The following is a 20,478-nucleotide window of genomic DNA, read 5'->3' as shown; positions in this document are numbered from 1 at the left end:
CCAGTATTAATTAAGCCAGATTTATATTTTCTTCCCATACCTCATTGGGTGTTTTATAACCGAGCACTTTTCTTGGTAAATTATTTAAAAAATCCTCAATTTCTTGTAATTGCTTTATTGTTAATTTTTTTATATCTAAAGATTTAGAGTATACTCTGTGCACCATTGAGTTAATCTTCTCTATCAATGGTTTTTGCCATGGAGAATAAGGATTGCAAAAATATACTTTTCGTTCAGATTTTGGCAATAGTTGTTCATGATTGGTAAATTCTTTGCCATTATCTAACGTTATGCTTTTGATTATATGCGACAATTGTTTAAGTTTTTTATTCATGTTACCAATCACATCTTGTGTTCTTTTTGAACGGTTTAAAGTGAGAAACACTTTTTGTGTTCTGATATCCACAAGAGCGCCTATATTACGACTTTGATTACCTTTGTTAAAAGTTAAATCACCTTCTAAATGACCTATTGCTGCTATCTTTCTATTTATCTCTGGTCTTTCAGTAATGGAAACTCGATTTGGTATTGTAATTCTTTTGTTTCTGATTCTTGTACCATGATGCAACCTATTTTTCCTTTTTCTTGCTAAAGATAAATATAATTTTTGCCTTTGTGCTATAGGAGATGTATAAATAAACTGGTATATACTCTCTGTAGAAATATTGACAGTATCTCGTGATAGTTTACGTCTACCTGAAATTATATCTGGTGAAATACCCTGTGTTAACTGCTTTATTATTTCTGCTCGTAAATTATTATCAATATCTAATTTTCTTTTTCTCTTACCTTGCCTTAAACTGCAAGCAAGTGTGTTAGCCCTATCTGGTCTATAATTATGCCTCATTCTCTTGAGTTCATAACATATAGTGCTTTTATCACGGCCAATCTTTGTCCCTATATATCGCGAGCTATAACCACTCTTATTCATTTCGTATATTTTAAATCTTTCATCTATCGTTAAATGAGCCATGATATATCTATATTTAATTAAAAATTGATTATATCTGGCTTAATTAATTATAGAACTTTCCATTGTTGTTTTAATATGTTAAATATTAACCCTAGAAGATTAGCAACTGCTTTTCATTCTCTATATCAGGAGGTCCATACCATTAGTCCATTATATTTTTTGGTAATATAATCAATTGTCAGATATAAAACCTTAAATACTGCGTCATCATTTGGAAAGATGCGTTTATTCTTAGTATAGCTAACACGGAAATGTTTCTACCACAGATTAGGAAAAACTTAGGCATTGATCAATAATTTTACGTAAACAGTTTTTAAAGTTAGTCCAGCAATGTTTAATAGGATTGAGATCTGGTGAATATGTGAGTAAATACAAAAACTATGGTAAAAACCTTTCCGCGTTAGCTATAACTTTTCTCAATTGGCTATTCAGCGATTCTATCGCATTTGTAGTGTAAATAATCTTACGAATCTCCTTTGGATATTGCAAGAAAATTATCAAATTATCCCAATTATTATACCAAGATTTAGCTATATGCGGATATTGCTTACTCCATTTTTGATCAAATGACTCAAGAGCTAATTCTGCTTCTTTTTCAGTAGCAGAAGTATAGATTAGTTTCAAATCCGCTGCTAATTGCTTTCTATCTTTATATGATACATATTTGAGGCTATTCCTGATCTGATGGACAATACAAATTTGATGTTCAGTTTTCGGATATACTGATGCAATAGCATCAGACATACCAGTTAGATTATCACTACAAGCAATTAAGATATCTTTTACTCCTCGATTCTTCATTTCAGTAAAATTACCAAGCCAAAATTTAGCTCCTTCATTCTCACTTATCCATAAGCCTAAAATATCCTTTCTGCCAGATAAATCTATTCCTAAAGCTACATATACTGATTTATTAATAATAAGTTTATCTTGTCTTACTTTCACTACTAAACAGTCAAAATATACTATAGGGTATACTGATTCAAGAGGTCTACTCTGCCAAATCTTGACCTCATCTATTACTTCATCTGTAATCCTGCTGATTAGGCTCTCACTGATCTCAGCTCCATATAATTCTTGCAATTGTGTTTTAATATCAGACACACTCATACCCTTCGCATATAAGGATATAGCTAACGCGAAAAGGTTTTTACCATAGTTTTTGTATTTACTCACATATTCACCAGATCTAAATCCTATTAAACATTGCTGGACTAACTTTAAAAACTGTTTACATAAAATTATTGATCAATGCCTAAGTTTTTCCTAATCTATGGTAGAAACATTTCCGTGTTAGCTATATTATCTTTTGGTCTAAGCCATCTATTCTTGTTTGTTTCTTTGAGACTATTATAGGTTCAAATTTACCTTGTCTGTCTCTTGGAACATTTAGCTCTATAGTACCATTCTCACTAATCAGATTCTTACTAAAACTACCATTCCTCGCATTCTCAGTTTCAGCTCTATCATACTTGCTATAACCTAAATGTTCTGACATCTCAGCATGCAGTGCTCGCTCTAAAATACCCTTGGTTAATTCCTTCAGGAGTTTCGCACTTAGCAAATAATATGCTAATCTAGAGAAAAATAGTTTTAGATAAAAATGACAAGATCAAAATGTAGCAAAGATTTATATAAATCATTCTTACAAGCAAGTAGTGTAAGATATACTAGCAAAGCATTATCTGAAGTAAGTCCATTAGATCTATCGCACGATAGTGCAAGTCGATGGTTAAAGAGTAAGGATTTTCGCCCTAGCGAAATCTATAGCAAAGTGTCAAAATATATTGATCTGGAAGATCCTTGTTTATTAGTGGGAGATGACACCTTATTGTCAAAGCAATACAGTAAGAGGATCGAGCTTGTAAATTATCAATATTCTGGGGCTGTACATGATGTTATACCTGGTATAGGAATGGTAAACTTACTGCATTACAATACTCAAATTGATCAATCTACTCCTGTAGATTATAGAATATATGATAAAGAAACTGATGGTAAAACAAAGAACGAGCATTTTTGTGATATGCTTACTTTAGCTAAAGAAAGAGGTATCAAGCCTGATGCTATAGTTATGGATGCTTGGTATAGTGGTTTGGATAATTTAAAACATATACGTAATTTAGGTTGGATATGGGTTACCAACCTAAGAAAAAATAGAAAAGTTAATCGTAATGTTAGCTTGGAAACTTTAGAGATTCCCGATGAAGGGCTAAAAATTCACCTACGTGGATACGGTTGGGTTACGGTATTTAAGTTTGTGGCAAAAAATGGTCGCATTGATTACATAACAACTAATTTAGAGAATCCTACACGTGAGCAAATAGAGAAAATTGTTAAGGCGCGTTGGTCTATAGAAGTTTATCATCGAGAATTGAAACAAACTTGTGGTATTGAATGCTGTCAGGCACGCACGGGTCGAGCTCAAAGAAATCATATTTGCCTTGCTGTATTGGCCTGGCTTGATATGAACAAAAGGAGGATAAATGAAAACATTACTTTATATCAACAAACTTGGGAAGTTATAAAAACATCAATTCAGAACAACATTAAATGGCTTCTAACTAATACACAATTTTGCTAAGTGCGAAACTCCTGTCCTTAATTAATCCATTCTGACTTAGTACTGTTTTTAAATCTACTCCACCTTCTATCAGCAAATCTATTGCTGCATTTATTTTTTTATTCTTCTCTATTTGCATTTCTGTTACCTATATTTTTAATCTCTCAGGGTTTAATTCCCCGAAGCTCTGCTTCGTGATATACTACTTGAATGGAAGAAAGCAGTTATATACATAAGAGTCATAATGTCACAGTACTAATATATCATTTAGTTAACGCCGGCAAAGTATAGAAGAGTAATATTCAATCAAGAACTAGATGATTATTTGTGTAAAATTTGTGAGCACATAGAAGATCGTTATGAAATTAGATTTTTAGAAATAGGAGTAGATAAAGATCACGTACATTTTTTATTACAGTCAATACCAATGTATAGCCCAACAAAAATAACTCAAATCATAAAAAGTATTACTTCTAAGAAAATGTTTGAGAAATATCCAAATCTTAAAGAAAAATTATGGGGAAGTGAGTTTTGGAGTAAAGGATATTTTATGAGCACAGTAGGTAAACATGGTGATGAGCAGAAATTACGTAATTATGTACAGCATCGAGGTTCAGGCAAACCTTCTTATAAAGCATTTCAACAAAAACAGTTAAAGCTTTTTGGATAGATACCTCGTAGCTCTGCTGCGAGGAGCATCATTTAAATATAGATATATCATGGCTCATTTAACGATAGATGAAAGATTTAAAATATACGAAATGAATAAGAGTGGTTATAGCTCGCGATATATAGGGACAAAGATTGGCCGTGATAAAAGCACTATATGTTATGAACTCAAGAGAATGAGGCATAATTATAGACCAGATAGGGCTAACACACTTGCTTGCAGTTTAAGGCAAGGTAAGAGAAAAAGAAAATTAGATATTGATAATAATTTACGAGCAGAAATAATAAAGCAGTTAACACAGGGTATTTCACCAGATATAATTTCAGGTAGACGTAAACTATCACGAGATACTGTCAATATTTCTACAGAGAGTATATACCAGTTTATTTATACATCTCCTATAGCACAAAGGCAAAAATTATATTTATCTTTAGCAAGAAAAAGGAAAAATAGGTTGCATCATGGTACAAGAATCAGAAACAAAAGAATTACAATACCAAATCGAGTTTCCATTACTGAAAGACCAGAGATAAATAGAAAGATAGCAGCAATAGGTCATTTAGAAGGTGATTTAACTTTTAACAAAGGTAATCAAAGTCGTAATATAGGCGCTCTTGTGGATATCAGAACACAAAAAGTGTTTCTCACTTTAAACCGTTCAAAAAGAACACAAGATGTGATTGGTAACATGAATAAAAAACTTAAACAATTGTCGCATATAATCAAAAGCATAACGTTAGATAATGGCAAAGAATTTACCAATCATGAACAACTATTGCCAAAATCTGAACGAAAAGTATATTTTTGCAATCCTTATTCTCCATGGCAAAAACCATTGATAGAGAAGATTAACTCAATGGTGCACAGAGTATACTCTAAATCTTTAGATATAAAAAAATTAACAATAAAGCAATTACAAGAAATTGAGGATTTTTTAAATAATTTACCAAGAAAAGTGCTCGGTTATAAAACACCCAATGAGGTATGGGAAGAAAATATAAATCTGGCTTAATTAATACTGGAATTTACCATGCATTGCAAATCATTTACAAATCGTGTCTAACTCCACATAAATCAAAAATATCATCATGCAAAAACTAGATGAACGATAAAAAATCGTTAACAATAGCTCCATATCAAAATTAGACCAACACAGAAATGTATCAGTAAAAATTAACATAACTTATTAATTTTTATTGAAAATCTTAGCAATTTGTTGTCAAAACTCTATCCCATTACAAATGATCAGGATTTGAAGTGTTTTTGGCGGATAGACGAGTTACCAATCAGGAAATGGAATGCACCTACAATATTATCAGTACGTGTTAATCCAAGCAGTACAGTTAGTATTTTATCTGTAGCTTATTCTGTGCCTAGTCGCTTAATAGGTTATACTTTAAAAGCTTATATTTATTCTGAAGAAATAGAGCTTTACTATGGTAACAAATGTTTACAAAAAATGTCTAGAATCAGCAATGGCTATGTTATTGATTATAGACATATTATTGATAGTTTAGTACGTAAACCTGGAGCATTTGTTCAATATCAATATTATGAAGCGGCTCTGTTTCATCAATTGTGTAAATTTCGTGAACCATTAAATTCTACCATCAAATTTGATCATAAAATGAGCCATAGCTTCATTCCAATTGGGGATAGGCATAGACCATTTTTGGCTCTGTCTCATCAATTGTGTAAATTTCGTGAACCATTAAATTCTACCATCAAATTTGATCATAAAATGAGCCATAGCTTCATTCCAATTGGGGATAGGCATAGACCATTTTTTGGTAATATAATCAATTGTCAGATATAAAACTTTAAATACTGCGTCATCATTTGGAAAGATGCGTTTATTCTTAGTAACTTTTCTCAATTGGCTATTCAGCGATTCTATCGCATTTGTAGTGTAAATAATCTTACGAATCTCCTTTGGATATTGCAAGAAAATTATCAAATTATCCCAATTATTATACCAAGATTTAGCTATATGCGGATATTGCTTACTCCATTTTTGATCAAATGACTCAAGAGCTAATTCTGCTTCTTTTTCAGTAGCAGAAGTATAGATTAGTTTCAAATCCGCTGCTAATTGCTTTCTATCTTTATATGATACATATTTGAGGCTATTCCTGATCTGATGGACAATACAAATTTGATGTTCAGTTTTCGGATATACTGATGCAATAGCATCAGACATACCAGTTAGATTATCACTACAAGCAATTAAGATATCTTTTACTCCTCGATTCTTCATTTCAGTAAAATTACCAAGCCAAAATTTAGCTCCTTCATTCTCACTTATCCATAAGCCTAAAATATCCTTTCTGCCAGATAAATCTATTCCTAAAGCTACATATACTGATTTATTAATAATAAGTTTATCTTGTCTTACTTTCACTACTAAACAGTCAAAATATACTATAGGGTATACTGATTCAAGAGGTCTACTCTGCCAAATCTTGACCTCATCTATTACTTCATCTGTAATCCTGCTGATTAGGCTCTCACTGATCTCAGCTCCATATAATTCTTGCAATTGTGTTTTAATATCAGACACACTCATACCCTTCGCATATAAGGATATTATCTTTTGGTCTAAGCCATCTATTCTTGTTTGTTTCTTTGAGACTATTATAGGTTCAAATTTACCTTGTCTGTCTCTTGGAACATTTAGCTCTATAGTACCATTCTCACTAATCAGATTCTTACTAAAACTACCATTCCTCGCATTCTCAGTTTCAGCTCTATCATACTTGCTATAACCTAAATGTTCTGACATCTCAGCATGCAGTGCTCGCTCTAAAATACCCTTGGTTAATTCCTTAATTAATCCATTCTGACTTAGTACTGTTTTTAAATCTACTCCGCCTTCTATCAGCAAATCTATTGCTTCATTTATTTTTTTATTCTTCTCTATTTGCATTTCTGTTACCTATATTTTTAATTACTTCTAATATAGGCTCAACAAAAATTTACACAATCATTGCAAAAGACTCGAAGCAAAGCTTAGTTTAAAACTTAAGCAAATTATTAAAAAATTCGATTATTTTGAAATATTGATAATTGATGATATATCATATGTACCATATAATCGTGAAGAAACTGATGTTTTATTTACCTTATTAGCTGAACGTTATGAAATGCGTAGTGTATTAATTACTAGCAATTTAGTTTTTGCAAAATGGAATACTATTTTTAAAGATGAAATGACTACGTCAGCAGTTATTGACAGATTGGTTCACCATTCTTCAATTCTTGAACTCAATACTGAAAGTTATAGAATCGCTACAGCTAAAGGCAAAAAATTAACTATAAAATCGGAGGATAATAATGTAACACTTTAGACAATATTTTTTACTCAAAAATGGGTAATTTTAATATTCGTCATGGGTAATTCTAATGTTCGTTCATCACTTAGTACTGTTTTTAACCGCATAGCGAAAATCTAGGGAGCTTGCTCCCTAGATGGATAGCGTTATAATATAAGCGTTGGCATATTATAATTTAGTAGAATGGAATTGAGGCGTAATAGTCATCATGTTTTTAGAATAATGTATCACTTTGTGTGGATACCAAAATCAACTAAACGCAATGGATAAAATTGAAAAAGAAACAAAGCAGTTTAACCTGTTTTGAAACTCGGTCGCTTGCGGCCGAGTTCTTCATATCTACTCCGCCTTTTATCAGCAAATCTATTGCTTCATTTATTTTTTTATTCTTCTCTATTTGCATTTCTGTTACCTATATTTTTAATTACTTCTAATATAGGCTCAACAAAAATTTACACAATCATTGCAAAAGACTCAAAAGTTACTAAGAATAAACGCATCTTTCCAAATGATGACGCAGTATTTAAGGTTTTATATCTGACAATTGATTATATTACCAAAAAATGGTCTATGCCTATCCCCAATTGGAATGACGCTATGGCTCATTTTATGATCAAATTTGATGGTAGAATTTAATGGTTCACGAAATTTACACAATTGATGAGACAGAGCCTTGATCCACGCAGGCAAGCCTTTAAGCGGGAATGACATAAGAGTCATGCAACAACCTATTTACAGTCACAGAAACACATCACTCACTTATTCAAAAATTTCTCTGCTTCAAGGGCAGCCATACAGCCAGTACCTGCTGCGGTTATAGCTTGTCTATAGATTTTATCTTGAACATCACCAGCAGCAAAAACACCCTCTATATTAGTTTTAGTGCTTCCAGGGGTAGTAATAATATAATTATCGCTGTCCATTGTAACTTGCCCTGCAAATAAAGCAGTATTTGGTTTATGCCCAATAGCTACAAATACGCCGTTACAATTTACTAAGCTCGTTTCTTTAGTATGAACATTTTGAATTTTAACACCAGTAACAGATTTTGGCTTATCATTTCCAACAAATTCCTCTACTACATGATCCCAAATCACAGATATTTTAGGATTTTTAAATAGCCGCTCTTGTAATATTTTCTCAGCTCTAAAATTATCTCTTCTATGTACTATAGTAACTTTGCTTGCGTGATTGGTCAGATATAAAGCCTCTTCAACAGCACTATTACCGCCACCAACTACCACTACTTCCTGATTCTTGAAAAAGAAACCATCGCAAGTAGCACAAGCTGACACCCCAAATCCCATAAATTCTTGCTCTGTAGGGATGCCGAGCCATCTTGCTTCCGCACCAGTACAAATAATTATACTTTCAGCTTCGTACTCTGTCCTAGATCCTATAAACACTTTAAAAGGTCTTTGTGACAAATCCACTTTCTCAACATAATCGTTAACAATTTTAGTGCCGACATTTTCAGCTTGCATACGCATCTGTTCCATTAGCCAAGGTCCTTGTACGCTTTCTGCAAATCCTGGATAATTCTCAACATCGGTAGTAATGGTAAGCTGACCGCCAGGCTGAATACCATTAATTAATATTGGATTTAAAGAAGCCCTTGCTGCATAAATAGCAGCACTTAAACCGGCAGGACCTGAGCCGATTATCAGTACTTTAGTAGTAATTTTCATAATTGAATTTATCTTTTTTTTATAATTTTTCTAACCAAGATTTTATATGTTCAATTTCATTAGAATTTGTTAAGGAGGGAGTATGACCTGCATATTTAATGTCGTAAAGATCAAAATCTTTTGTTTTTTGCATTTTTTCAACAGTAGATTTTGTTAGAACTTGAGATTTAATGCCGTGAATCAGTAATATTTTACATTTTATCTTATTCCATACAGACCATAAATCTACATCTTTTTGGCTTTTGACATTTCTTATGCCTTTTGTTATAGCAGGATTATAATTCATTTTATATTTCCCACCAAATGTAGAAATGACACTATACTTTGTTAAATAATCCCAATCTTCTTCATTTTTAATCCCTGATTGTCCATAAATAAGCTTTAAATGCTCTTTTGCACTCTCTAAATCTTCTAATATGACAGTTTTTTTAGCATAAGCTGCAATTTTGACTAAAGGAGCGGCATCGATAAACGCCCCTATATCATTTAATATTAAACCTTTAAAAATATTTTTAAATTTACTGGCAAGAACCATACCTATAATTCCGCCCATTGCAGTACCTAGCCAAATAGGTTTTTTTATCTTTAACTTATTTAAAAACAGCAACGTCTCTTTAATATAAGTAGTATAGTTATAATGACTGGTTTTTTTAAAATTTTCACTATCCCCGCGTCCGGGATAGCTTAAAGAGATTACTCTATAATCTTTACTTAATTCTTTAGCTATTTTATCAAAATCATGAGCATTTCTTGTTAAACCATGAGCACATATTATTACATTTTTATTTTGAGGATCACCAAATTCTACATAAGAAATTTTATGTTCTGGTATATATTGAAGAGGAAGAAAGTTAATATATGGACCAACTTTAATTGAGTTAATTTTCATATAAACCTACTAATTTAAATCACTTAAAAATATACTGACCATTGTCGGCATATATACTACTACAAAAAGTAGCGATAAAAACACGGTGGCAGCGACCTTTTCAGGATAAAATTTTTGTAAATTGGCTATAACTATGGTATTTGCAGCTAAGGGTGCTGTAGAAAGTAGCTTTAACGCATTATAATAATCATTATTATACCATTTTGTTACAAAATGATCAAACATGATAAATAGCCCTACCCCTAAAGGATAAAATAAGAATTTAGCAGCAAAAGTAGCTAGAGTAAATTTTATATCCACTTCGAATTTTTGAAGTGATGAAAGAGCAAGTCCTACCATAACCATACCTAATATAGAAAAAGAACCTTTCATATTATATATAAAATCATCTAAGAAATCAGGTAAAGTAAAACCGCAAAAACTAAATAAACAACCTAGGAAAAATGCATTTAAAATTGGCAATTTTACTACTTTCAATATACTATCAGTAGTGTTTGCAAAGCTTCGCATACAAATATAAAAGCCTACCGAACACTCATAAATATTAACGCCTATCACTGCCATCATGTAAATACTTAGCGTATAATCATCAAAAAGTGCAGCAGCTATAGGCAGCATGAAATATCCACCATTTGCCGTACCTGCAGACAAAGCTATAATATTACGTGTATGATCCTGCCAAAATTTACCGAAAAAATAGTAAGAAAATAATGACAACAATGTCGCAATTACAAAGGTTACAACCGTAACACTTAATGCTGAAAATGTCAAAGTTGTGCTAGCAGGAATAGTAAAGAATACTATAGGCGATATAAAATAGAATAATAAAGATGAGATGCTATCTCTTTCAACATTTGAGTATTTACCCGCTAAAAACCCGATTACTACACTTAATAACACTGAAACGGTTTTAAAAAAAACTATACTAAAAATTACCATGTAATGAGCTAAAGATATAATTATCTATAATATATTAGATTTTATCTTTTTTCACTAAATTTTGTAAAGATTTTTAATATTAACCTGAATTCTGGATTAATCTAGGTTTGGAAGTAAGTATTTACAAAGGATAGAACTGAAGTTTTGACAAAAATTCTAATTTTTCTGACTAAAGTAAAAATTTATATTTAAAGTTAAAGATTTAGTGCTTTTATCAGCTTAAAAGCGATATTTCTACAATTTAAAGTAAATTATTTGATATATAATACAAATTATAGATTGATACACTCGCCACTTTTTTTAATCTCTCAGGGTTTAATTCCCCGAAGCTCTGCTTCGTGATATACTACTTGAATGGAAGAAAGCAGTTATATACATAAGAGTCATAATGTCACAGTACTAATATATCATTTAGTAACGCCGGCAAAGTATAGAAGAGTAATATTCAATCAAGAACTAGATGATTATTTGTGTAAAATTTGTGAGCACATAGAAGATCGTTATGAAATTAGATTTTTAGAAATAGGAGTAGATAAAGATCACGTACATTTTTTATTACAGTCAATACCAATGTATAGCCCAACAAAAATAACTCAAATCATAAAAAGTATTACTTCTAAGAAAATGTTTGAGAAATATCCAAATCTTAAAGAAAAATTATGGGGAAGTGAGTTTTGGAGTAAAGGATATTTTATGAGCACAGTAGGTAAACATGGTGATGAGCAGAAATTACGTAATTATGTACAGAATCAAGGTTCAGGCAAACCTTCTTATAAAGCATTTCAACAAAAACAGTTAAAGCTTTTTGGATAGATACCTCGTAGCTCTGCTGCGAGGAGCATCATTTAAAAACCCTACAAGAAAGCCTGAAATAAGCTATTCTGAGCTGTTAACAATAGTGCTTTTATACCATCAATCACCTTGTAAAAACTTTAAATATTTTTATATGTCCTATCTACAATTATATAAATCAGACTTTGTAACTCTTCTCATATACTCGTTTTATAGCTCTAAAACCAAGAGTTCTGAGTTATTTAGTTTTATTACTTGAATGGTATATGCAGGCAGCTCAATCTACGGGAGTTTCTTATATTGACGCCACATCTTTAGAGGTTTGTCATCGAAAAAGAATCTCTCGTAATAAAGTCTTTGCCGGTATTGCTGCTTTGGGTAAAACAACAAAAAGTTGGTTTTTTGGTCTAAAATTACATTTGGTTATTAACGAAAAAGGTGAGATTCAAGGTCTAAAACTAACGCCTGGTAATGTAGATGATAGAGCGCCGGTTTCGATAATCACCAAACATATCACGGGATTATTGTTTGGCGATAAGGGTTATATCAAACAGGAGCTCTTTGATGATCTATACAGCAAAGGAATGAAGTTAGTAACTGGCATAAAGAAGAAAATGAAGAATAAACTTATGCCATTATTTGAAAAAATATTATTAACCTGAATTCTGGAATGATGCTCCTCGCAGCAGAGCTACGAGGTATCTAAAAAAGTTTTAGTTGTTTCTTATGATATCACGAAGCAGAGCTTCGGGGAATTAAACCCTGAGAGATTAAAAAAAGTGGCGAGTGTATCAATCTATAATTTGTATTATATATCAAATAATTTACTTTAAATTGTAGAAATATCGCTTTTAAGCTGATAAAAGCACTAAATCTTTAACTTTAAATATAAATTTTTATTTTAGTCAGAAAAATTAGAATTTTTGTCAAAACTTCAGGTATAAAACTTGATGCTTTAGCTCCAGAACAACTTCTCTTATCCTAAATTGGCGTTTATAGCTATTTATATTGTATTTGCAATGATATTAATATAATTTTTTCTACTTTTGGTTTACAGTTGAATAGAATATCAAAAATTATAAATTATCTTATAAATAGTGAGATAAAACAGGAAACTAAAAAAGACTTACAAATAAAGAATTTAGGGGGAAGTTTACAAGTTAAAAGTGGAGATCTTCTATGTACTTATAACATGTGGTACCCACGGCCGGACTTGAACCGGCAAGAGCTTACGCTCCACGGATTTTAAGTCCGTTATGTCTACCATTCCATCACGCGGGCAATTAAAAATACAATACTGTATTTTGCTAAGTGGACAGATTAGTAAAAAAAAGAAAAAAAAGCAAGAACTTTTATTTATTAACTTACATAATAATAAAGGTCTAATGTAGGCAAATCAAATTTTGCCTATAATATATTAACTACAACAGTGACAAAATAGTAATAATATGATATAATTAGACCCAGAAAGTAATACTTTCTTTTGCATGTTATTGACAAATGCCGCAAGGTAAGATAGTTTTGCATAGTGAGTTTTTTATTAATCTTAATATTAAATGTAAGTCTGATCTTTAATTTTTTATTAAGCATAATTTAAATTCCAATAAGCAATTTCTATCTAAAAAGGTTTTTATGACTACAAATATAGTAGGTAAAGTTAAATGGTTTAATCCGACGAAAAATTTTGGATTTATTGAACAGGAAAATGGCGGCAAAGATGTGTTTGTACACAGATCTGCCGTGGATGCAGCAGGTCTTGCAGGTCTTAACGAAGGACAAGATGTAATTTTTGATCTTGAAGACAAGAATGGTAAAATTTCTGCAGTTAACCTCAGGATTAAATAAATATATTTGTACCAAAAACAGCTATCCAAAGTTTTCAAATTTTGGATAGCCTCGTCACCTTTTACAACAAAATATTAGATATTTTGTTTTGTCTTATAATAACCTTATATATGTCTTAAGCATTGGAATGGTTTAATGCTTAAAAGTAAAAAAATATCATAATTATGGTATTATTAACAAATAATTTTAAAGCTAATTAAAATCTTTATTTGCTGTAAATTATAAGATTTTTTTGAAATGGGTTCGCTATTACTTCGAATCAATTAAAGCTATTTTGTTAATATCTGAAGTTTTGACAAAAATTCTAATTTTTCTGACTAAAGTAAAAATTTATATTTAAAGTTAAATATTTAGTGCTTTTATCAGCTTAAAAGCGATATTTTTACAATTTAAAGTAAATTATTTGATATATAATACAAAATTATAGATTGATACACTCGCCACTTTTTTTAATAAAAATTTTTTGTCAAAACTTCAGTAATATGCTATAGATAATTTAATGGCTGCTATTAGTGTATTCTTGTAATACAAAAATAGTAAAGTCATTAATTTTTTGCTATGAGTTATTTTTATACAATCAATAATGTGCATATTTTAACTTAAACTTTATTGGATTATATAATGAAAAATTTTAATTTACCTGAAGAATTAACTACTACGCTTGAAGCGATGAAGATAATAGAGCCAACCGAAATACAAAAACAATCGATTCCGGTTGCTATCGCAGGTTCTGATATACTGGCTTCTAGCCAAACTGGTTCAGGCAAGACTTTAGCTTACTTGTTACCAGTAATTAATGCATTTATTAAAGATAAAACTACTACTTTAATATTAGTGCCGACAAGAGAACTTGCAACACAAATCTGTTCTACCTTAAACAAAGTAACTACGTCTTGCAAAATAAATAATGCAGTTTTGATAGGTGGTGAACCTATGCCTAAGCAATTTACGCAATTAAAGAAAAATCCTAAAGTAATTATAGGAACTCCAGGGCGTATTATTGATCATTTAAATCGTGGAAGCCTAAAAATTGATCGTATAGGTATAACTGTGCTTGACGAAATGGATAGAATGCTAGACATGGGCATGAAAGAGCAGTTAGAAGAAATCAATAAATTCTTGCCGGAAAAAAGACAAGTTTTAATGTTTTCTGCTACTATGCCAAAACATATTATTTCTCTTTCACAAAAATATTTAAATAATCCTGTACGTATTACAGTAGGTGCTACTAATAAAGCAGCAGCAGAAATAAAACAAGAGTCAGTACATATTACAGATAAAGAAAAATTTACTGAATTAAATAAGCAGCTTGGTGATAGAGAAGGATCAGTAATTATTTTCGTAAAAACAAAACGTTCTGCTGATCAATTAGCTAAAATGCTAAGATATGAAAATCATAAAGCAGAAGCTATACATGGTGATTTAAGTCAGCGTCAACGTGATAGAGTAATTTTATCATTCCGCAAGTCAAACCATAGAATAATGGTGGCCACTGATGTGGCTGCTCGTGGGCTTGATATTCCGCATACTCAGCACGTAATTAATTATGATTTACCGATGTGTCCGGAAGATTATCTGCACCGAATAGGTAGAACAGGTAGAGCTGGTGCTAAAGGTAACGCATTATCATTTATTTCGCCTGATGATGTTGTTAGATGGCGTGCTATTGATCGTTTAATAAATCAAGGCGAGTCCACTGCTAGAGAGAGCTTTAGAAGTAACAAAAATAATCGTAAAAGATCATTTGGTAATAATAGAAGAGGCGATAATTCTAATAAAAGATTCGGTTCTGGCAATAAGAGAAGTTCTGAGAGTAATAGTAATAATTACGGTCAAAGAAGAAGTAAAGTATCTTAAGAGGAAAGTCTGTCATCCCGCAACTTGTTTGCGGGATCTTAGGATGCAGACCGTGAGATGCCGTGATCAAGGAATGAGCATGACGTTTCCAATCAACGCAATGGCACATAATTATAGGAGGATAAATTCATAATTTCTAATTTTTCACGATTACAAAATATATATAGTATTTTATTTATATTATTTATTTCGCTCCCTGGTGGTTTAATTTATCTACTTACCGGTTCGACGCTTTCTTTTTGGCTTCGAGAATCCGGTTTTGATAAAATTACCATCGGTCTTTTTAGTCTGGTTAACTTCATTCATATATTTAAATTTCTATGGGGACCGCTACTTGAAAAAATAAGCTTTATACCCTCAAATAGTCGTGGATATAAATATTGTTTAATCTTTTCACTGCTTAGCTGCATTTGTTGCGTATATATTTTAACTGGCTTTAATCCCACTACTAATTTTATATCATTCTCTTTGTGCTTGATAATTCTGGCATTTTTTTCCTCTATTTATGACATGCTTTTGCAATCTTCTCAAATGCTACTTATTAATAATAAAAATTGGGGAATAAGTGAGGCAGCTTGCACTAGTGGGTTTAGAATCGGCATACTCATATCAGGTTCTGGTGCATTATATTTATCAACTATAATATCTTGGCAAGAAGTTTATCGTGTAATGGCGATTTTATGTGTACCATCATTATTGTTAATTATTTTCTATCCGCTAAAATTTAAGGAAAAAATAGCCGTTAATGATTTTGATAGATTTTGGCACGCTTTTTATGATTTTATCAAAAAATCTAAATGGCTAATAATTGTTGGCTTTATGCTTCTATATCGCTTACAGGATAACTTTCTTTCGGTTATGCCAAATATGTTTTATCTTGATATCGGCTATACGAAAAAAGATTTAGCTCTTGGATATAAGGCTTTTGGCATGTGTGCTACTATAGCTGGAGGATTCATAGGCGGTTTTCTATGCCGAAAATATGAATATGCTTATATCTTTAGAAGAGTATTAGTTTATCATGCTTTATCTAGTATAACTTTTTTATTGCTCTATTCTTATAGTCAAACTATTACAACTCTTTATATAGCAGTGTTTCTTCAGGAATTTACCAAAGGGTTAACTATGTCGCCGTTTTTTTCTTACCAATTAAGATGTTGTAGCTCTAAATATTGCATAACGCAGATCGCCTTGATTACGTCTATTGCTTATATTAGTACTGTATTGTTTGGAAGCATTTCCGGTTACGCCGCTACATATTTAGGCTGGGGTTATTTTTTTGCTATTGCAGGTTTTTGTTTTATACCAGCATATATTCTAATCAGATATTTACCTAGAGTATAACTTTTGATACTTCAAGATTTGGTAAGCCAAATTTCGGGATTCGCCTTTGCTCAGACACTATTTATACGCCTAGCTTAGCTCACCGCTTATTGACTTACCAACTTTTCAACTGAAGTTTTGACAAAAAATTTTTATTAAAAAAAGTGGCGAGTGTATCAATCTATAATTTGTATTATATAGCAAATAATTTACTTTAAATTGTAGAAATATCGCTTTTAAGCTGATCAAAGCGCTAAATATTTAACTTTAAATATAAATTTTTACTTTAGTCAGAAAAATTAGAATTTTTGTCAAAACTTCAGTTTCAAGTATCTTCAGTATATAGACAGGAGTTTCGCACTTAGCAAAAAGTATGTTAATCTAGAGAAAAATAGTTTTAGATAAAAATGACAAGAACAAAATGTAGCAAGGACTTATATAAATCATTTTTACAAGCAAGTAGTGTCAGATATACTAGCAAGGCATTATCTGAAGTGAGTCCAGTAGATCTATCTCACGATAGTGCAAGTCGATGGTTAAAGAGTAAGGATTTTCGTCCTAGCGAAATCTATAAGGAAGTGTCAAAATATATAGATTGGGAAGCACCGTGTTTATTAGTGGGGGATGACACCTTATTATCAAAGCAATACAGTCAGAAGATTGAGCTTGTACGTTATCAATATTCTGGAGCTGTACATGATGTTATACCTGGTATAGGAATGGTAAACTTACTACATTACAATACTAAAATTGCTCAATCTACTCCCGTAGATTATAGAATATATGATAAAGACACTGATGGTAAAACAAAGAATGAGCATTTTTGTGATATGCTTACTTTAGCTAAAGAAAGAGGTCTCAATCCTGATGCCATAGTCATGGATGCTTGGTATAGCGGGTTGGAGAATTTAAAACATATACGTAATTTAGGCTGGCTATGGGTTACCACCCTAAGGAAAAATAGAAAAGTTAATCATAATGTTAGCTTGGAAAGTTTAGAGATACCCGATGAGGGGCTAAAAATTCACCTACGTGGATACGGTTGGGTTACGGTATTTAAGTTTGTGGCAAAGAATGGTCGCATTGATTACATAACAACGAACTTGGAAAATCCCACACGTGAGCAAATAGAGAAAATTGTTAAGGCACGTTGGTCTATAGAGGTTTATCATCGAGAATTAAAACAAACTTGTGGTATTGAACGCTGTCAGGCACGCACGGGCCGAGCTCAAAGAAATCATATTTGCCTTGCAGTATTTGCCTGGCTTGATATGAATAAAAGGAGGATAAATGAAAACATTACTTTATATCAACAAACTTGGGAAGTTATAAAAACATCAATTCAAAACAATATCAGATGGCTTTTAACTGATTCGCAACTTTGCTAAGTGCGAAACTCCTGTATAGATTTTTTTTATCAATATGTGCTTTTGCGGCTTTTTGAAGTAATGTAATCAGGGCTGGATCATCAATATCTTGTTCGTAAGAATCTAATTTAATCTCTCAGGGTTTAATTCCCCGAAGCTCTGCTTCGTGATATCATAAGAAACAACTAAAACTTTTTTAGATACCTCGTAGCTCTGCTGCGAGGAGCATCATTTTTGCTCACATATTATATTGTAAAAATAGCCCTAGTAAGTTATAATAACAAGCAAATTTATTAAAGTAATTTTACTATGTTTATTCAAACTGAAGATACCCCAAATCCTGATGCAATAAAGTTTTTTCCTGGACAGGAAATAAGTACTCAGCCTATATTTTTTAGTGAGCGTGCTGAAGTAAAAGGAAAAAGCAAACTTGCAGAATCGCTATTTAATATTAATAATGTTAAATCAATATTTTTTGGTAGTGATTTTATAACTGTTACTAAAAAAGCTGAAAGTGATTGGCAAGCGATAAAGCCGGAAGTTTTAATGGTTATTATGGATCATTTCGTTGCGGGCTTTTCAGTATTTGAAGAAAGTGCTAAAGTAGATGATGTAAACCTTGAGGGGTTTTCAGACATAGAGAAGCAAATTATCGAGATTATTGAGACAAGAGTTCGTCCCTCTGTTGCACAAGATGGGGGTGATATAATTTATAAAGGTTTTGAAAAGGGTGTAGTAAAGTTAGCATTACGTGGTGCATGTCTTGGCTGCCCAAGCTCTACTATTACCTTAAAAAACGGTATTGAATCGATGCTGAAACATTTCGTACCGGAAGTTATAGAAGTTGAAGCTGTTGAAGAGGATTTTAATCAATAATAATTTGGTTTAACCGCATAGCGAAAATCTAGGGAGCTTGCTCCCTAGATGGATAGCGTTATAATATAAGCGTTGGCATATTATAATTTAGTAGAATGGAATTGAGGCGTAATAGTCATCATGTTTTTAGAATAGGAAAGTTCTATAATTAATTAAGCCAGATATAATCAATTTTTAATCTCTCAGGGTTTAATTCCCCGAAGCTCTGCTTCGTGATATCATAAGAAACAACTAAAACTTTTTTAGATACCTCGTAGCTCTGCTGCGAGGAGCATCATTACTGGAATTTACCCTGTCTTATCCTTACCATGTGCAGCTCTCCATTGTTTCAACCTTTTCTGCAAACAGCGTAATTGCTTCCCATTATAATTCCCATGATACTTTTCTGTCAAATATGCTAATATGGTAGTTGCTTGCAACTCCGGTGCTGATTCTCGCATTGATTCTATTTCATCCCAGTGCTTCACAAATGGATCCTTACGTGTCCTATATTTACGTATTCAGGAGTTTCGCACTTAGCAAAATTGTGTATTAGTTAGAAGCCATTTAATGTTGTTCTGAATTGATGTTTTTATAACTTCCCAAGTTTGTTGATATAAAGTAATGTTTTCATTTATCCTCCTTTTGTTCATATCAAGCCAGGCCAATACAGCAAGGCAAATATGATTTCTTTGAGCTCGACCCGTGCGTGCCTGACAGCATTCAATACCACAAGTTTGTTTCAATTCTCGATGATAAACTTCTATAGACCAACGCGCCTTAACAATTTTCTCTATTTGCTCACGTGTAGGATTCTCTAAATTAGTTGTTATGTAATCAATGCGACCATTTTTTGCCACAAACTTAAATACCGTAACCCAACCGTATCCACGTAGGTGAATTTTTAGCCCTTCATCGGGAATCTCTAAAGTTTCCAAGCTAACATTACGATTAACTTTTCTATTTTTTCTTAGGTTGGTAACCCATATCCAACCTAAATTACGTATATGTTTTAAATTATCCAAACCACTATACCAAGCATCCATAACTATAGCATCAGGCTTGATACCTCTTTCTTTAGCTAAAGTAAGCATATCACAAAAATGCTCGTTCTTTGTTTTACCATCAGTTTCTTTATCATATATTCTATAATCTACAGGAGTAGATTGATCAATTTGAGTATTGTAATGCAGTAAGTTTACCATTCCTATACCAGGTATAACATCATGTACAGCCCCAGAATATTGATAATTTACAAGCTCGATCCTCTTACTGTATTGCTTTGACAATAAGGTGTCATCTCCCACTAATAAACAAGGATCTTCCAGATCAATATATTTTGACACTTTGCTATAGATTTCGCTAGGGCGAAAATCCTTACTCTT

Annotated in this window: 16 protein-coding genes, 1 tRNA gene and 8 pseudogenes (1 of these 25 only partly in view); 13 read left to right on the top strand and 12 right to left on the bottom strand. The window is 32.0% G+C overall.

The genetic code is table 11. The annotated features are described in order from the left end of the window. Positions 1 to 10 precede the first annotated feature (10 nt). The 3 genes and pseudogenes from AAHI98_RS11485 to AAHI98_RS11475 form a co-directional block, all read right to left on the bottom strand. Positions 11 to 973, bottom strand: coding sequence for an IS30 family transposase (locus AAHI98_RS11485; RefSeq protein WP_342224646.1), 963 nt, complete (start codon positions 971 to 973; stop codon positions 11 to 13). Between the two features lie 387 nt (positions 974 to 1,360). Further along, a pseudogene (locus AAHI98_RS11480) lies at positions 1,361 to 2,149 on the bottom strand (IS256 family transposase); the annotation flags it as partial. 127 nt (positions 2,150 to 2,276) lie between these two features. Beyond that, positions 2,277 to 2,522: pseudogene (locus tag AAHI98_RS11475) on the bottom strand (transposase); the annotation flags it as partial. Between the two features lie 54 nt (positions 2,523 to 2,576). On the opposite strand from AAHI98_RS11475, the gene AAHI98_RS11470 reads away from it, so the two are divergent. After that, a complete protein-coding gene (locus tag AAHI98_RS11470) occupies positions 2,577 to 3,557 on the top strand; it encodes an IS701 family transposase (protein WP_342224656.1) in 981 nt (326 codons plus the stop codon). Here AAHI98_RS11470 and AAHI98_RS11465 read toward each other — a convergent pair. Continuing rightward, a complete protein-coding gene (locus AAHI98_RS11465) occupies positions 3,538 to 3,675 on the bottom strand; it encodes a hypothetical protein (RefSeq protein ID WP_342225917.1) in 138 nt (45 codons plus the stop codon). The two genes, AAHI98_RS11470 and AAHI98_RS11465, sit on opposite strands and share 20 nt — an antisense overlap. Before the next feature lie 71 nt (positions 3,676 to 3,746). Here AAHI98_RS11465 and tnpA (AAHI98_RS11460) point away from each other — a divergent pair. The 3 genes and pseudogenes from tnpA (AAHI98_RS11460) to AAHI98_RS18205 all read left to right on the top strand — a co-directional run. Beyond that, positions 3,747 to 4,206, top strand: a pseudogene (tnpA, locus tag AAHI98_RS11460) (IS200/IS605 family transposase). Positions 4,207 to 4,255: 49 nt separating this feature from the next. After that, the gene (locus AAHI98_RS11455; RefSeq protein WP_342224646.1) at positions 4,256 to 5,218 is read left to right on the top strand and encodes an IS30 family transposase; all 963 of its coding nucleotides are present in this window, start codon (positions 4,256 to 4,258) and stop codon (positions 5,216 to 5,218) included. A 201-nt stretch (positions 5,219 to 5,419) separates the two neighbouring features. Then, positions 5,420 to 5,650: pseudogene (locus AAHI98_RS18205) on the top strand (Mu transposase domain-containing protein); the annotation flags it as partial. 267 nt (positions 5,651 to 5,917) lie between these two features. Here the strand turns inward: AAHI98_RS18205 and AAHI98_RS11450 are convergent. Beyond that, positions 5,918 to 7,132 (bottom strand): IS256 family transposase, encoded by a 1,215-nt coding sequence (locus AAHI98_RS11450; protein WP_342224662.1) that lies wholly within the window; start codon positions 7,130 to 7,132, stop codon positions 5,918 to 5,920. A gap of 94 nt (positions 7,133 to 7,226) precedes the next feature. Here AAHI98_RS11450 and AAHI98_RS11445 point away from each other — a divergent pair. Both AAHI98_RS11445 and AAHI98_RS18705 read left to right on the top strand, forming a co-directional pair. Next, positions 7,227 to 7,553, top strand: a pseudogene (locus tag AAHI98_RS11445) (ATP-binding protein); the annotation flags it as partial. A 462-nt stretch (positions 7,554 to 8,015) separates the two neighbouring features. Next, positions 8,016 to 8,174 (top strand): annotated as a pseudogene (locus AAHI98_RS18705) (IS256 family transposase); the annotation flags it as partial. Positions 8,175 to 8,293: 119 nt separating this feature from the next. Here the strand turns inward: AAHI98_RS18705 and trxB are convergent. The 3 genes from trxB to AAHI98_RS11425 are packed head-to-tail and all read right to left on the bottom strand — an operon-like array spanning position 8,294 to position 11,054. Continuing rightward, positions 8,294 to 9,226: a thioredoxin-disulfide reductase gene (trxB, locus tag AAHI98_RS11435; RefSeq protein ID WP_342225915.1), complete on the bottom strand. Its 933-nt coding sequence runs from the start codon at positions 9,224 to 9,226 to the stop codon at positions 8,294 to 8,296. 19 nt (positions 9,227 to 9,245) lie between these two features. Further along, complete coding sequence (locus AAHI98_RS11430; protein ID WP_342225914.1) at positions 9,246 to 10,115, bottom strand: alpha/beta fold hydrolase; 870 nt, start codon at positions 10,113 to 10,115, stop codon at positions 9,246 to 9,248. A gap of 9 nt (positions 10,116 to 10,124) precedes the next feature. Beyond that, entirely contained in the window at positions 10,125 to 11,054 is a 930-nt protein-coding gene (locus AAHI98_RS11425) for an AEC family transporter (RefSeq protein ID WP_011477117.1), read from the bottom strand. Between the two features lie 354 nt (positions 11,055 to 11,408). On the opposite strand from AAHI98_RS11425, the gene tnpA (AAHI98_RS11420) reads away from it, so the two are divergent. Both tnpA (AAHI98_RS11420) and AAHI98_RS11415 read left to right on the top strand, forming a co-directional pair. Then, a complete protein-coding gene (gene tnpA / locus AAHI98_RS11420; protein WP_342224823.1) occupies positions 11,409 to 11,867 on the top strand; it encodes an IS200/IS605 family transposase in 459 nt (152 codons plus the stop codon). Next, positions 11,860 to 12,502: pseudogene (locus AAHI98_RS11415) on the top strand (IS982 family transposase); the annotation flags it as partial. The gene tnpA (AAHI98_RS11420) and the pseudogene AAHI98_RS11415, both read left to right, overlap by 8 nt. Before the next feature lie 539 nt (positions 12,503 to 13,041). On the opposite strand, the gene AAHI98_RS11410 reads toward AAHI98_RS11415, so the two are convergent. Continuing rightward, positions 13,042 to 13,127, bottom strand: a tRNA-Leu gene (locus AAHI98_RS11410). 351 nt (positions 13,128 to 13,478) lie between these two features. Between AAHI98_RS11410 and AAHI98_RS11405 the strand changes: the two genes are divergently transcribed. The 3 genes from AAHI98_RS11405 to AAHI98_RS11395 all read left to right on the top strand — a co-directional run bounded on the left by AAHI98_RS11405 (position 13,479) and on the right by AAHI98_RS11395 (position 16,892). Then, a complete protein-coding gene (locus tag AAHI98_RS11405) occupies positions 13,479 to 13,691 on the top strand; it encodes a cold-shock protein (protein ID WP_016948370.1) in 213 nt (70 codons plus the stop codon). A 621-nt stretch (positions 13,692 to 14,312) separates the two neighbouring features. Next, entirely contained in the window at positions 14,313 to 15,548 is a 1,236-nt protein-coding gene (locus AAHI98_RS11400) for a DEAD/DEAH box helicase (protein WP_342225913.1), read from the top strand. 129 nt (positions 15,549 to 15,677) lie between these two features. Beyond that, entirely contained in the window at positions 15,678 to 16,892 is a 1,215-nt protein-coding gene (locus AAHI98_RS11395) for an MFS transporter (protein ID WP_342226200.1), read from the top strand. Here the strand turns inward: AAHI98_RS11395 and AAHI98_RS18200 are convergent. Next, positions 16,891 to 16,997: pseudogene (locus AAHI98_RS18200) on the bottom strand (palindromic element RPE5 domain-containing protein); the annotation flags it as partial. The gene AAHI98_RS11395 and the pseudogene AAHI98_RS18200 overlap by 2 nt on opposite strands. Positions 16,998 to 17,278: 281 nt before the next feature. On the opposite strand from AAHI98_RS18200, the gene AAHI98_RS11390 reads away from it, so the two are divergent. Both AAHI98_RS11390 and AAHI98_RS11385 read left to right on the top strand, forming a co-directional pair. Continuing rightward, entirely contained in the window at positions 17,279 to 18,259 is a 981-nt protein-coding gene (locus tag AAHI98_RS11390; protein WP_342224659.1) for an IS701 family transposase, read from the top strand. Positions 18,260 to 18,547: 288 nt separating this feature from the next. Continuing rightward, the gene (locus AAHI98_RS11385) at positions 18,548 to 19,114 is read left to right on the top strand and encodes a NifU family protein (protein WP_342225912.1); all 567 of its coding nucleotides are present in this window, start codon (positions 18,548 to 18,550) and stop codon (positions 19,112 to 19,114) included. A gap of 287 nt (positions 19,115 to 19,401) precedes the next feature. On the opposite strand, the gene AAHI98_RS11380 is transcribed toward AAHI98_RS11385, so the two are convergent. After that, a complete protein-coding gene (locus AAHI98_RS11380; RefSeq protein WP_342225911.1) occupies positions 19,402 to 19,554 on the bottom strand; it encodes a hypothetical protein in 153 nt (50 codons plus the stop codon). A gap of 75 nt (positions 19,555 to 19,629) precedes the next feature. Further along, positions 19,630 to 20,478: the 3' portion of an IS701 family transposase gene (locus AAHI98_RS11375; protein ID WP_342224656.1), read on the bottom strand. The gene runs 132 nt beyond the window's last position; only the last 849 of its 981 coding nucleotides appear in the window; the start codon falls outside the window, past its right edge; the stop codon is at positions 19,630 to 19,632.

The organism is Rickettsia endosymbiont of Urophora cardui, assembly GCF_964030725.1.
In the GTDB taxonomy this organism is placed as follows: Bacteria; Pseudomonadota; Alphaproteobacteria; order Rickettsiales; family Rickettsiaceae; genus Rickettsia.
Note: the sequence above shows the minus strand (reverse complement) of the source record. Positions and strands in the feature narration are given on the sequence as shown.

Bases quoted from the DNA above. Each gene is read 5' to 3' on its own strand.
- AAHI98_RS11485 (WP_342224646.1), bottom strand. From the start codon at position 973: ATGGCTCATTTAACGATAGATGAAAGATTTAAAATATACGAAATGAAT.
- AAHI98_RS11470 (WP_342224656.1), top strand. From the start codon at position 2,577: ATGACAAGATCAAAATGTAGCAAAGATTTATATAAATCATTCTTACAA.
- AAHI98_RS11465 (WP_342225917.1), bottom strand. From the start codon at position 3,675: ATGCAAATAGAGAAGAATAAAAAAATAAATGCAGCAATAGATTTGCTG.
- AAHI98_RS11455 (WP_342224646.1), top strand. From the start codon at position 4,256: ATGGCTCATTTAACGATAGATGAAAGATTTAAAATATACGAAATGAAT.
- AAHI98_RS11450 (WP_342224662.1), bottom strand. From the start codon at position 7,132: ATGCAAATAGAGAAGAATAAAAAAATAAATGAAGCAATAGATTTGCTG.
- trxB (WP_342225915.1), bottom strand. From the start codon at position 9,226: ATGAAAATTACTACTAAAGTACTGATAATCGGCTCAGGTCCTGCCGGT.
- AAHI98_RS11430 (WP_342225914.1), bottom strand. From the start codon at position 10,115: ATGAAAATTAACTCAATTAAAGTTGGTCCATATATTAACTTTCTTCCT.
- AAHI98_RS11425 (WP_011477117.1), bottom strand. From the start codon at position 11,054: ATGGTAATTTTTAGTATAGTTTTTTTTAAAACCGTTTCAGTGTTATTA.
- tnpA (WP_342224823.1), top strand. From the start codon at position 11,409: ATGGAAGAAAGCAGTTATATACATAAGAGTCATAATGTCACAGTACTA.
- AAHI98_RS11405 (WP_016948370.1), top strand. From the start codon at position 13,479: ATGACTACAAATATAGTAGGTAAAGTTAAATGGTTTAATCCGACGAAA.
- AAHI98_RS11400 (WP_342225913.1), top strand. From the start codon at position 14,313: ATGAAAAATTTTAATTTACCTGAAGAATTAACTACTACGCTTGAAGCG.
- AAHI98_RS11390 (WP_342224659.1), top strand. From the start codon at position 17,279: ATGACAAGAACAAAATGTAGCAAGGACTTATATAAATCATTTTTACAA.
- AAHI98_RS11385 (WP_342225912.1), top strand. From the start codon at position 18,548: ATGTTTATTCAAACTGAAGATACCCCAAATCCTGATGCAATAAAGTTT.
- AAHI98_RS11380 (WP_342225911.1), bottom strand. From the start codon at position 19,554: ATGCGAGAATCAGCACCGGAGTTGCAAGCAACTACCATATTAGCATAT.